Source organism: Candidatus Methanomassiliicoccus intestinalis Issoire-Mx1, assembly GCF_000404225.1.
In the GTDB taxonomy this organism is placed as follows: Archaea; Thermoplasmatota; Thermoplasmata; order Methanomassiliicoccales; family Methanomassiliicoccaceae; genus Methanomassiliicoccus_A; species Methanomassiliicoccus_A intestinalis.
The window spans coordinates 686782-701828 of sequence record NC_021353.1; the positions used below are offsets into that span (position 1 = coordinate 686782).

The following is a 15047-nucleotide window of genomic DNA, read 5'->3' on the forward strand; positions in this document are numbered from 1 at the left end:
GTTGTTTTGCATATCAAGATTATCTCTATTCTCATTGCGTCTTGTTTTCTTATAATGTCTGTAGGCGGCATTGTACCAGATCAAGATGCATCATATGACGACCTGACAGTATTGTCAGATGATTCTGAACCAGTGAATGATTCAATTGACGGCGAGACAGACGCTAATGCTCATATTCTATCAGATTATAGTATAATGTCCAAATCTATGGGTGAAGATCAAAGATCAATTACATATTCTGTGGGATTAAGTACTAACAATACTGTTGTCTGTACCTATACTTTAACTTACACTTTGAATAATGGTGAGGCAGCCATATCTGGTTTAGATTCAGAAAGTGATGATTTGGTAATTCTCATGGAGGATTCAATTGTATTAAATTCTACTACTTATAATGTAATTTCAATTGATAATTCTGTTTTCACTAACAATGCCAAACTGTCTAAGATCTTATTATCTAATAATATCTCTTTATTATCTTCAAAACAATTCTCTGGCTGCACTTCATTGAATGAGCTATCATTAGGAATTAATTTATTAGAAATCGATGGCTATGCTTTTGAACGTACTATCATATCGAAACTATGCTTACCATCTAATGTTAAAACCCTATCTAATTATGCATTTGCTAACATGGCTTCTCTCAAAGAAATCGAATTCAATACAACTAAAATATCCACGATTCCAGATTATTGTTTTTCATCTTGTTCTGCTCTAGAATCTATCACAATTCCTAGTGGAGTATTATCTCTTGGAAAGAGTTTATTTAATGACTGTACATCTTTAAAATCAATTTATCTTCCTAGTAATATCACTCTTAATGCTTACCTTTTTTCTAGTTCTAAACCATCATCCATTGTCAATGTTTATTTATCTTCACAGACCACAATTAGCGGCACAGTGGCAAATACCCTTAATCTTCACATGTATGCATGCAATACTGAATTACCAACAGTTCCTACCAAGAATAATTTTAATAAATTTTATATTCATATATCATTAAATGAATATATTAATTATACGATGGTTGAAGAACTTGGATCTAAACTCCCAAAGGTCCAAGCTACTCTTACCTCAGCAGATGGATTTGTTTACGATTCTACTGATTCATCTAAACTCATAAAATATGTTGGAACCGGATCCTCAGCAACAACTGTAACAATTCCTTCTAGTGTAATGTCGATCGGATCTAATGCATTTAATAATGACGCTAGCCGCAGTTTAACTGAAATCCATTTTGAGGGAAACTCAGCTCTTACTACTATTGGAGATAGTGCATTCTCTAGTTGCACATCGTTGACAACAATAGACCTGCCAGGTAGTCTTACTACTATTGGAGATAGTGCATTCTATGGTTGTACATCGTTGACAACAGTAACTCTGCCAGGTAGTCTTACCACTATTGGAGATTATGTATTCCAAAGTTGTACATCTTTGTCTATTGTAAATATGAACATCACAAATATTATGAAATTTGGTGCGGATCCGTTTAGATACTGTAATTCTAGCATGACCCTCAACATTACTGGCGAGAGTGATGTAGTAGAAAAACTTACGATTGATGGAAATGACTTTTTAGTTAGTCATGATGGTAATCTGTTAGATCTAGTATACTCGTTTGGTGTTCCACATGGCAATATAACGTCATTGAGTAATGTAAGATCACTCAATGGTCTATTTACTAATTCAAATATAACTTCCATTAAAATACCTTCTACTCTTGCTTCATTTTCAGATAGTGAATTTTCAGGATGTACAAACTTATCATTAATAACATTTGATGAGAGTGTCAGCATCAATACAATCCCCGTGTCTTGTTTTTCAAATACTGCCATATCGACGATTGATCTTCCATCCTCAATATCAACCATCAACGCTAAAGCATTTAACCTATGTCACTCTCTAAAGTCTGTAACATTCAATGGGACAACCCTGAGTCTGATTGGAGATCCATTTGCATACTGTAGCTCTTTAGATTCTGTTACATTTACCAACCTGAATTCTGCGTTGACTATGGGTGCCAATGCTTTTGCTAGTTGTAACTCATTAAAAAATATCAATCTGCCATCGGGACTGTCTGCCATTGCTATAGGCACCTTTAATGGCTGTAGTTCACTCGAATCTATAAATTTGCAACCCGGCTGTACAAAATATGAAAGCGTTGATGGGCTGTTATTTGAAAAATCTAGCAATAATACTCTTAAATTATTAATCTGCCCAAGCTCTAAAACAAACATCATAACTCCGTCTGGAAATGTAGATTTTAATGGAAGATTAACGAACAACAGAACAATACAGAGCATAATATTTTCAGATGGATTTACTTCAATTATAAAAGATAATGAATTTTCAGGATGTATCTCTTTAACATCAGTGACGTTTGGCGACAGTTCGAGTCCGACATCTATTGGTAAAAATGCATTTAAGGGTACTGGGGTATATGATCTGGTATTTCCTAATACTATTAACTCAATAGGTTCAAACGCATTTGAAGGATGTTTATCGCTGACCACTGTTAAATTTAATGAAGAATCAAAATTGACAAGTATCGGAGATTATGCATTCAAGGGGTGTAACAACCTTCGCAGTTTTGAAATTCCAAAATATTTGTCTTCCATAGGTTCCAACATCTTTATGGATTGTGCGCTTCTTAATACACTTAGTGTGAATGAATATAATTCTTCATTCGACTTTTCAGATGGAATATTATCAAAGGGTACGGAAATAGTGTATGTTTTACCAACTAGTGAATCAATTAAGATTCCAGCAAATATCACATCTATCTCTTCAGACGCATTTTATAATAATAATTTAAAATCAATAAGCGTAGATACTAATAATTCGAATTATTGTTCTGATGGCATTGTTTTGTTTAACCTCGATAAAACTAAAATTATCGTAGTTCCAGGAGGTTTAGAAGATCTAACTATTCCAAGCAGCATCCAAACAATATCAATTGATGGCGGCAATCCATTTGAATATGTTAAATCATTGAAAAATATCACTTGGAATGGGGGATCATTATCCCTTAGTTCAAATGTATTCAGCAATCTTTCTACATTGAATTCTATAACTCTAGTTGCTTCAGGTGATATCTCCATAAATGGTGCTTTCGTAGGGTGTAGAAATCTGGAGTCGATAGTCATATCATGCAGCAATCTAAATTTAACAGATTCATTTACTAATTGTGGATACTATGATCTGGATGTAAATCTTAGCTGTACAGATTCTTTGAGTCTGTCTGGATATGTTTTTAATAATTGTAATGGTATAAATAAACTTGAAGTTTCATGCAAAAATGCGGCGAGTTTGAGTTTAATAAATCACCTGTATGGAACATTCAAAAATTTTGAATACACTCTAAACGATACTCAAAAAAACACATTGAATTCCATACTGAATTACAACGTATCCTTTAAATTCAACGATCTGTCTGGAGATTTTAGTGCAAATATTGAATCCATACGGTATGATGGGCTGATCGTGTTTTCATTGGTCTCTTCTGCAGGTTATACATATAATGATCTAAATGTATCTGTGGATAATTCAATTGTAACATCTAATCAAGGATTGTATGAATATAAATTATTAAGTGATGTAACATTTACCGTTAAAGAGCGGAACCCCGAGACCACTGTGACAGTAACATTTGACATGATGTTAGATGAACTGACTGACACTCAAAAAACTATGGGCGTAGGCCGAACTATTTTACCCAGTGATCTGCCAAATCCGCTAAGTGATAATTACACATTTGTTGGATGGTATACAGATGAAAACTATACAGCAAAGTATCTTCAGGCACCAATCTTGAAAGATACAACACTATATGCAAAATGGAATTTAAAATATGGTTCAAAAATTGTGTTTGATACATCTCATGGGAACGTACAGGCTATTGTTGAAAATGCAGGTAACAGCCTAACCAGTGGTGATATAGTGGCAGATGGAACAAGTATTACATTTTCTTTTGATCCATACGATGGGTTTGAATTGATGGGATGGGATGTTGCAGTAAATGGAGTTACATCTACATCTGACAATTTAGAATTTACACTTGTTGTGTCTGGTGATTCGATTATAAAGCCAAAACTCAGATACTATTCATCATCAAGCTCACTAATAAATATCACTGATCTGAAAACTTCGATACCTGGAGATACATTTACTGAAATATGGGAACATCTGGAAAATGTAGATACTAGCATGAATGTATGGACAGGATTTCCAAGTGTACCATTAATTGTAGACGATAATGTCTACATAAGAGTTGATGATAAATTATATATGATCGATCTTTATGGAGACGGCAAAGTAAAATCTACATCTGCAGAATCTAAAACAATATCTGCTTACTACCATTATCTTGGATATGGAAATGGAACAATCTTTGACTATGCTACAGGCAATGCATATAATTTAAAGTTAGATAAAATCTATAATGTTCATGATTCTGGGTGTGTTGGTGTAGATATATCCAGTGTTTCATATCATGATCAATATTTCTATGGACTGGATAATACTAATACGCTTTGGAAATTTGAAGCGAGCACTGGTAAATTATGCAAAGATGGATTTTGGGAATATGGGGTTAAAACTCACTGGCATGGTATATATGGTACCATATCAACTCCGGTATTTGTACAGGATCATATTTATTTCATAGAAGCTATTGGGAGCGAGGATGGTAGATATATAGGATCTGTTGATTTAAAGACAGGTGATAGAAGCACAACTACACTTAATAAACTAAATGGAAAACTGCTTGACGATGGTTGGTTAACATGTTATAACTATAAAGGAACTAATTATCTGTTTGTTACAGGTTATGGAGACAATCTTTTTGACTCTTCATCTAATAGCAGTGCAATAATTGACTGCGTCCCCTTAAGTTCAGATGGATCATTCGTTGAAGAATCTGAAAGATGGATATACACCGATAAAGGTGTTAATGGCACGGCATCTGCATTTGTTGTATATGATGGTAGAGGATATGTAAATGTTACAGGTACAACAAATTCCTCAAATGCTTCTGCTCAATTTTATGTTTATGATGTAAATTCAATGTTGGATACACCGTTGGAACAATGGAAAGACGCAACATTTGAACAGGATACAAACAACTTTCTGATTTATCAAGAAGACAGTGTAAAAAGTCACGGTTCAATTGTAGTAAGTACAGCATACTATAATGAAACTGGCAAAGTTTACATCTATCTCATACCCTATGAAGCAGGTGAACAAGCAATATATATCTTTGAAGATTCTCAAATTAAGACAGCTCCGAATAAATATTATAAAAGTCCTAAAATAGGATCTGCATATTGTTCTCAAGCTGTTAGAATTGGAATGGATGGACAGTTTATCTGGTATAATGATTCAGGAACCATATACTGCTATGGAAATTCAGAGATGAATGATTATTTCTTCATGGTTGATGACGGAGGTAACGGCTCGATGTGGAGATCATCATCAGGTCAAAATCCAGTTGAGGCAGTTAAGAAGCTTGGCTATACTGTTGGAGATGATGGTTCTGTGTCTAAAGACGGTAATAATTACACCATACAATGCTGCATTGGTGACCAATGGTTTTCATTGCCTAAATTGGATCTAGGTGGTTTCACAAAATATCACTATTACATACTTTCCTCAACAAATATTGACTCTGATGCATATTGGTATTATGAATCTGGAGGTATATTGTTAAAATGCAAATGTAGTGATATTCTTAGCAATAAGAATTTAATTAACACTAAATTGTCACTAGATCCATTTCCAATAGACGCTCTACACACTCAAGATATAAATTCAATCAAGCTAGAAATCGAAATTGAAAAATCATTACCTGGTCTTACTGGGTATGATTCGATAGTCATTGGTTTGCACGTAAAATTTGACGATAGTACAACTGCATACACATATGCAGAATTGGAATTTAGTAATTCAAATACGATAGAGTACATATCTGAATTAGGCTCATCTTCCAAACCAGTTAGCTATTCAATTTCGATCTATGACGGTTGGTTAGAGTTTGATTCCAATGCAGTTTGTTTGAATCAGATATTTAGGGACTTATGATGTGATGTAATATGAAAACTGCTCTAAAAGTTGCATCTATCTTTGCTGTGAGCATGCTGTTAATTCTCAGTGTGTTTCCTGCAGTACAAGGCCTTAATGACAACTTGACTGACGATATCGAGATAACATATGGTGACGGGTATATATATATAAATGGAACAATGAATAGATATGATGACGGGTCTAAATTAGGTATTATCATTAAAAATTCAGAAAATAGCAAAATATTGGATTCGTATATCCAGTTACGCAGTGTTAATTTCGATGGTTCATTTAATACTGGAGTCTTGCCAAATGGAGAGTATACAGCATATCTGACCTATTCCTTGAATATGAGTCCACTGTCTTATCAAGAAGTTAGGTTTAACATAACTGATGCAGCCACTGTTAAAGTCACCGGTATATCCATATCTGAGAGCAGCATATCACTAGCTGAAGGAAGTTCAAAGCAGTTAATTGCTAGCATTCAGCCGTCAAATGCTACTGTTAAACGTGTTAGTTGGTCATCAGACAATGTATCAATAGCAACTGTAACTCAAGATGGAGTTGTATCAGCTATAAAAGTAGGAACTGCAAATATTACTGTTAAAACAGAAGATGGCAATTTTACTGATACATGCAATGTTAACGTAACATCTGCCCAATCATCATCTGGAATAACACTATCTGCGACCACAATTTCAATATTCAATGATGGGGAGGGTGTTACACTTTCTGCAAGCTTATCTGGAATTAATGCATCTGATTTGATATGGAAAACCGATAATGTAGACTGTGTTGCATTTCGTAATGGTAACAATACAACTAATGAAGTATTAGGTAAAACTCAGGTAGTGATAACCGGTTTAAGTATAGGTACAACGAAGATCACTGTTTTGGCTGCCAACGGCTCATATGCCGAGTGTACTGTTACTGTTAAGGATAAACCGGCTGATACCTCTAATGAGTGGTATTATTTCTATATACAATTTAAAGAAGATTCAAGTGCGGCAAGCGGAACAAAATTTTCATCCGATGCTGAAAAAGGGTTCTGGTTAGCAGGTTATGGAACAAATGCCGCAAATGCTTTGGAAAATGTATGTGGTGAAAATAGCATAGACATCATGTTAGTTACAAAAGGATCTCTCAGGGGTTGGTTAGGAACATTCTTTGGACTTAAAGATGAACAACAGTCTAATGGAGATTGGAAGTATTGGTCACAGTATAAATGGACTGGGGCAGACTTTTCTTCCAGTGGTTCATGGTTTTATAATAATTCTTCATTGGGCTATTATGACGCCGGAGGAACATTTGCGCTTATAAGACAGATTACTTCTGTAGATGGAGCCTCAGCCGGCATTAATGTAAAAGCTTCAGACGTGCCCGAGGGGCTCCGGCACGATTCTGATTCGGTTACAATTACTTATGACACAAACGGAGGTTCAGTTAAGAACTTCACAGAAAAAGTGAAGAAAGGCGATTCTGTAGATCTTTCAAAATCTGCTGGAACTAAAGAAGGATACAGGTTTGTGGGGTGGAATACAAACTCCTCTGCCTTATCTGCTTTATCATCTCTTAAAGCAGATTCAGATAAGACACTGTACGCAATATGGATTTCAGCGTCTGCCGAAGTCACCACAACAAAAAATCCTGATGGATCAGAGACTACAACGATAAAATACGAAAAGCAGAATGAGGATGGCACTAAGTCTTCAATCACACAAGTAACAACTGTCAAAGAAAATGAAGACGGATCTAAGAATACATCGGTTGAAAAAACAGAGACTGTCAAAACCTCCGAAGGTACTGTTCAATCTACAATCGAAGAAAAAAGCAATGAAACTGTTGATGCTGACGGTTCTGTTGATAAACAAATCGAGAAGGTAGTGAAAGACGCAGAAGGCAACAACCTTGAAGAGACGACGGCTTTGGAGATGACAGATAAAACAACCGGCGTCTCCACATCTGCTGAAATCAAGAAAGACTCAGCAGGGAACGTACAGACTTCTTCAACATCACAGGTGAAACTGGAAAACACCGGCGGAGTAGCAAAATTGGATTCCTCTGTAATTGAAACTGCTCTCAAACAGGCTGAAAAAGTTAAAGACGTTGCAGCGGAAAAGAATGCAGACATAGAACACGTCTTAGAAGTTGAAACCAAAGCAAATCAAACTGCGGAGTCAGCTACCGTTGAAGTGCCTGCAGAGTCGTTATCTAAAATTGCAGAATCAGAAGTTAAACTAAAACTGAAAACTGATATGGGAGAAATCGAGATACCTCCAGAGGTTGCTAAGAACTTAGCATCTGTGGAAGGAGAAAAGGTTTCATTGGCGATCTCTAAAGCAGATAAAGAAGAACTCAACAACAAGCAGCAGGATGCTGTAGGAGATTCTCCGATCTTCAATCTTTCCGCTAAATCTGATGAAAACGAGATTCATGAACTCGGAGGAACTGTAAAAATCACTGTGCCTTATGAGCTCAAGGAAGGGGAAGATCCTGCAAAGATCGCTGTCTGGTATATTGATGAATTGGGAAATATTGTGAAAAAGAATTCTGTCTACAATGAAAAAACAAACACAATCACATTTGAGACTGACTATTATTCACTTTATTTCGTCAAGGAAGACGCCAGTGATCCAGACCCGGTAGTTCCACCAAAGGATGATGAGAAAGGTGATGGCAGCAACACGATATACTACGCAGCAGCTGTGATTGCAATAATCGCAGTTATTGCAGTGGCGCTTGTGATACTGCGTAAGAAAAATAAACTCTGAACACCCCAACACGCTCTTTGTGCCAGACACAAAGAGCATTTTTATTTTTTATTTTACACAACATCAACTGCATTTATACGTACGATTTCAGATCAATTGATTGGATGATATTTATGTCCATATAATTTGATGGATGATACATCCGATAAATTAAATACTCAATTGTCTTCTTTCTTATGATTTCATGGTAAATGCCAAAGTCATTGCAGTTGCAGCCGTTGCTATATTAGTAGTAGCTGGGATAGGCATCTATGTTACTACCAGCGGCGATGATGACACTCAAAAAGGAGGTTTCTATTCCTGGGACCCTACAGTCCTAGAAGTCAATGGGGCTTACTCAAACTCTACACCAAGCTTGCTGACCATGCTTGATGATTTGTATGAAGGAATCTATGGAAATCTTCCTTCTACTGATAGCATTGATATAAATTCGATACCGTCCGAAGACCTTTGGCCGTATGAAAAATATGTGACAGTGAATGATGACAGAACCCTCTCGGTGAGAACATATAATTCTTCAAGTACTGGAAAGACCGCTCCCAATGCAGTTACTTCAATAGAAAGCACAGCAGAAAAAGTGGTCTGTTACACTGCAGCTTATGTAGATACAATTTACAATATTCTCCTTTCATATTATGAAGAGGATATGGGAAACAGCCCGAAAGCTGATGCCAGGCTTTGGGAAATTGTGGTAGGAGTATCATCAGACTGCAAATCAGCTTTGGAATCAGATTTCAACATAAAAGTTCCCAGCAGTGTATTGATTTTTGATTTGGGTGAAAAGCTTGTTACCTACTCAGAACAACTGGCAAATGAGTGTGCAGAGGATGAGAATATTGTAATTTTTATGACCGAATATAACATACGTTCCACCAATGCAAAAATCACAGAAGAAACTGTCAATTCAATTGAGAATAACACCAATGGAAAAGTCAAGTTTGTTTTCCTGCTCTCAAACTCTTTGAGCATGGTGCTGAGCAACACAGAGATGATCGGTTCCATATTAGGAATAGATTACACTGAAGAATTTATCAGTGATGCTCTTGTTGACATATATACTATTAAATCAGAAATAAAAAATATGGCTCTGCAGGAAAAATACACTGTATATGTGGAGACAGCATCAGGCAAAGCAGCTGGATCCGGGAACTTGATAACCAATCTGCTTACTGAGATCTTAGATATGGACAATATTGCAGACAGCCTTACTCTGATGGAATCAAAACTGTCTGATGAGCAGATTATCAACTCACAGCCTGATGTGATCATCTTTTATTCTAACGACTCAAGAACAATGGATGAAAAGATGAGGGTTCCTGCATAAGCGGAATTTAAATCTGGATTCATATCCAGGTCTTTTTTTTATTTTGTGATATCATGACAAACGAAGAACTGAAGATGCTGCTTAATCTGCATAAAGCAAACAAAAGAAAACTGCAGCTGATGGTAGCAGCACTTTTGATTCTTCTGATCATATGTTTCACAGCCTGCATATTTGTCGGTTCTGTGGATCTTGATTTCAAAACAGCAATTGATGCTCTGATGGGAAAAGCCTCTTGGAGTCAGAATCAGATCGTGAGGGATATAAGAACACCGAGATTGATCTGCGCCGCCGCGGTAGGAGCTTCGCTTTCAGTGGCGGGAATGGCCATGCAGGCTCTCTTCAAGAATCCAATGGCGTCTCCATCAGTATTGGGAATATCCTCAGGCGCTTCATTCGGCGCGGCCTTATACATTGCCGTTGGATATGGTATGTTTCAAATGGCATACGGAGCCTCGCTGTGCGCATTTTTGATGGCCGCTCTGACAATGTTTCTCGTGTATGCTTTAGCCTATCAGAAAAGAGGCGTCAACACGTTGATGCTTCTGCTGGCAGGAATGGCAATAAGTGCATTGTTCAGCGGACTAACGTCTACTATCGAATTCTTTTCAGATGCTGACACGGTGAACAGCATCGTCTTCTGGATGTTGGGAAGCTTCGAAGGATCAAACTGGATTGATGTAAAAGTTATCTTGATACCGGCGATCATCGGAATGATTCTAATTCTTATCAATGCAAGAGAATTGAATATCATCTCGTCTGGAGAAGGAAAAGCCCGTGCTCTCGGTGTAAATGTCAAAAATGTCAGAATTATGCTGCTGATCGGATCATCAATACTCGTAGCGTCTTCCGTGTCGATATGCGGCGTTATAAGTTTTGTAGGATTGATCATTCCGCACATCTTCAGAACCCTGGGAGGGCCGGACCATAAGTACCTGGCGCCGATGTGTATTCTGGGAGGAGCATTGTTCATGATAATCGTGGATACTGTAGCTAGATCAATCATGCCGCCTCATGAGCTGCCGGTCGGAGTGATAACTTCACTGATAGGGGCGCCGTTCTTTATTTACATCATGAGAACAAAAAAGAAAGAAATCTGGAGTTCTTAAAATGGTTCATCTGGACGTGAATGGAGTTATATTCAGTTATGGTTCTAAAAAAGTTCTAGATGATGTGTCATTTTCTATAACCAACGGGGAAATAGTTGGTATACTGGGTCAGAACGGATCAGGAAAAACTACTCTTCTGAACTGTATTAATTCTGAGTACAGGCCGAAACACGGCACAGTCGTCATCAGAGATTTCTCACCGGAAGCATTGGAACATAGTGAATCACAGAGCTCTTCTGCAGATGTTCAAAATCTTTCTAACTCAGAACGGTCTAGGATAATTGCGACTGTGGAGCAGAGCTCATTCATGTCTTTTCCATTTTCAGTTATGGAAACTGTGCGCATGGGAAGGTATTCTCATACAGGAATGTTTGATGATGATGAAGAAGAAATTGAGAAAATATATGAAGTAATGAAATCCACAGGCATTCTTAAGTTTGCTGACCGGTCTGTAAATGAACTCAGCGGTGGAGAATGGAGGCGAGTCATGATTGCTCAGGCGTTAGCACAAGAGCCGGAGATACTCCTGCTTGATGAGCCAACTCTCCATTTAGATATAAATCACCAGTTCGAACTAATGGATCTTCTCAGAAGTATCGTCTCTGAAAGAAATATTCTGATTGTTATTGTAACCCATGATCTGCCTTTGGCTGCTAGATACTGTGATAAAATCATCATCATGAAGGAGGGTAAGATTGTTGATGCTGGGCCTGCAGAAGATACCATCACAACTGCAAATATTGAAAATATCTTTCATATGCGTGCTAAGATCGGTTATGACAAAGACATCAAAGGGATCGGGGTGTTTTTGATCGAGAAAATCGATTGTGATGAATAGTCACGATAATGATATGAATATGTATGTAGATAGAAATAAATGCGGTGCTGTAAAATAATCAGACATGCTGTAAATTTATACTCGTACAACTTATTTAAAGTTGAATTGGATGGATTCATCTTTAATCATTTTTGGTCATTCCGGTATTTATATGAAAATGTCAGATATGGAAAAACGTGTTGAGATATGCAGTGAACTCTGAAAATCGGCATACTGTATGCTGTACGGGTTGCTGAGTCTCTATATCACTTTGGGGGATGTAGTTGAAGAAGTCTGGCATTCTGGCAATCGTGGCAGTTATTGTCGTTGCAGCTCTTATCGTATGTGCAGTATATGTATTGCCCAGCGGTGAAGCGGATAAACCTAATGATAGAAATGGGAGTACGCAGTATGTCCCGTCAAAGAATTATGAGTATGTCGGGGAACAGATAAATTCATCCAATTGGAACTATTGGTTTGGAAACCTCGATCTTCCAGGAGTGTCTGATTCAAAGACTCCTGTCAAATCTGGTGATCTGGTAGAGTTATGGAAGATTGCCGATATTGTAGACGGAGGATCCATGGTATGGGATGTGCCTGGATCTGCAATATGTATAGGCGATAAAACGTACTTTTTCCGAGGCTCTGAGGATGCATTGTATTGTGTAACAACTGCAACAGGAAAAGTCATCGCCAAGGCAGAATGTGTCTCTGATTCAGTATATAATATGGCAATAGCATATGGAGACGGTAAGATTTTCGTACCCTGCAGATCTGAGGGATATACAATCCTCAGAGTCTTTGATGCTGATTCTTTAAAGCAGCTTTACCTGTCTCAGCCGGTCAGCGGGGGTGAAGTACAGGGATCAATAGTATATCATGAAGGGGCAGTTTATTTTGGAACATATAATGGAGACTATGCCTGTTTCAGCTCGGAGGATGTCGATCCTTCCATAAATAATGAAGAAGTTCAGCCACTGTGGATCCTGGAAGGAAGCGGATGGTATAATGCAACACCAGCATTTGCAGGAAATTACTGCATAATTGCTGAGAAGGGCTATGATATCGGCGGTCTGGTGATATATGTTCTAGACTCAAAGACCGGGGCTGTGCTAGACACTCATAAAATTTCACATGAATATTGTGTCTCCGGTCTCACAATGTACAAGGGACGTGTATATGTGGCTGCAAATGCTACTTCAGACTCATCCTATGCTACATCTGAGGACAACAGAGGAAAGAACCTTGTAATTCATTCATATGAAATAAACTCAAACGGAACTCTTAATATTTCTTCTGAAAAAAAATGGAAATCAGACATTGAAGACGGCGGTACACAGGCTACTCCGCTCTTTTACAATGACAGATTATACATAGGTGGCGGAGGAAGTACGATGGGAACAAACGAACCGTTTACTGTTCTCAATATCGCTGCTGATGGAACAATGTCTTCAGCATATACTGACAGAAGCAACGGCGTTTTAACAAAGAGTTCAGCTTCCATCACTACAGCATATGCAACTGAAGAAAACAATTACTCAGTTTACATCTATATCATTGAATACGGAACTGTAAAAAGCGGAGACAATACAGGTCTCATTGGTTCAGCAGATATAAAGATTCTAAGAGATTCCAAAGGACAGACTGAACTTGAAGTTGTGGGTACTTTAACTCCCTCGGTAGAGCAGTTTGCTTTTCAAAGCTTCACCATCTCTCCAGATGGATATCTTCTGATACGTAATGATTCCACTCTGTTCTGTTATGGGCCGAAGGACGCATCATCTGCAAAGTATACAGCAGAAGATGTGGAGAATGCGATTGACAGGGTAGTAACTCAGATTTCAAAGGGAAATTACGTCAATTTCAAAGAAGTCGGCATGATTGAGTATAGATATGCTTCTCTGAGTGAAAGCGAAAAGAACAAAGTGAATAATTACAAAGAACTTCAAGATATTTACTGCACAGTTTCTTTCGTCATCAGTGATTCAGAAGTAATCGATATCAAAGTTCCAAGGGGTTCAATTGCACATGAACCATTCTTTAAAATTTCAGATGATAAATCATTTACTAGATGGGAAACAAAATCTTCTGGAGTTTGGAATATCTGGGAAGATGCAGTTACTGAAGACATTACATTAATTGCTAAGTATGAACAAACAGTCAAAGTATCATTCGATTCAAACGGCGGTTCATCAGTAAATCCGATCTACGTTGGAAAAGGTGAGGTAATGGGGTACGTATTCGAACCTCAACGTGCTGGATACACCTTTGCTGGCTGGTTCTCAGGAGATACAGAATATGTCCCGCAGCATACCAAAATCTCGTCAGATGTCACGCTGAAAGCCAAATGGCTTGGCAACCACACGATTTCATTTGATTCAAACGGTGGTTCAAAGGTAGATACAAAAATGCAGGTGACTACCGGCATGGAGATCGGCAAACTGCCAACTACGAGCAGATCTGGTTACACCTTCTTAGGCTGGTACTCTGGAGACACAAAATACACTGACGGAATGACTTACTCTGTGGATAAAGACATCACGCTGAAAGCTAAATGGGGAGAAAATAGTTCATCAACAATCTCTACTTCAAAGGGAGTGACTGCTACAGGTGTGTTCCCTGGTAATGTTAAAATAAGCACTGTAGTACCTTATGAATTTGGATCCACAGTCCTTAAAATCAAGCAATCTGCAGGTGTATCTTTAGATTTCATTCAAATTACGATAAGTGGTGACGGAGTATCTGGTGACTTACCAATTTCAATTGGTTTGCCAGTTGGTAAATCGTATAATTCCACTACAGTTTATTATTATGATAACTCGTCTAATTCTGTAAAGACTGTAAGTGGTACCATCACGGATGGAATATTGAACGTTACGCTCAAGGGAAACACAACAAGTTCAGGAATTGATATGGTACTTGGAATACCGTCAGGCTCAGATCTTCCGGATTATACTTAAGGTGAAAAA

The 15047-nt window shown here is 37.7% G+C and carries 6 protein-coding genes; all 6 read left to right on the forward strand.

What is annotated here, in order from left to right; translation table 11 throughout:
• Positions 1-54 precede the first annotated feature (54 nt).
• The 6 genes from H729_RS03260 to H729_RS03285 all read left to right on the forward strand — a co-directional run bounded on the left by H729_RS03260 (position 55) and on the right by H729_RS03285 (position 15038).
• Positions 55-6078, forward strand: coding sequence for a leucine-rich repeat protein (locus tag H729_RS03260; RefSeq protein WP_020448576.1), 6024 nt, complete (start codon positions 55-57; stop codon positions 6076-6078).
• A gap of 11 nt (positions 6079-6089) precedes the next feature.
• The gene (locus tag H729_RS09425) at positions 6090-8831 is read left to right on the forward strand and encodes an Ig-like domain-containing protein (RefSeq protein ID WP_020448577.1); all 2742 of its coding nucleotides are present in this window, start codon (positions 6090-6092) and stop codon (positions 8829-8831) included.
• Positions 8832-9015: 184 nt separating this feature from the next.
• Positions 9016-10155 (forward strand): substrate-binding domain-containing protein, encoded by a 1140-nt coding sequence (locus tag H729_RS03270; protein ID WP_020448578.1) that lies wholly within the window; start codon positions 9016-9018, stop codon positions 10153-10155.
• A gap of 53 nt (positions 10156-10208) precedes the next feature.
• Positions 10209-11261, forward strand: coding sequence for a FecCD family ABC transporter permease (locus tag H729_RS03275; RefSeq protein ID WP_020448579.1), 1053 nt, complete (start codon positions 10209-10211; stop codon positions 11259-11261).
• Position 11262: 1 nt separating this feature from the next.
• Positions 11263-12099, forward strand: a complete 837-nt coding sequence (locus tag H729_RS03280) for an ABC transporter ATP-binding protein (RefSeq protein WP_020448580.1) — start codon at positions 11263-11265, stop codon at positions 12097-12099.
• Positions 12100-12362: 263 nt separating this feature from the next.
• A complete protein-coding gene (locus H729_RS03285) occupies positions 12363-15038 on the forward strand; it encodes an InlB B-repeat-containing protein (protein WP_020448581.1) in 2676 nt (891 codons plus the stop codon).
• Positions 15039-15047: the final 9 nt, after the last annotated feature.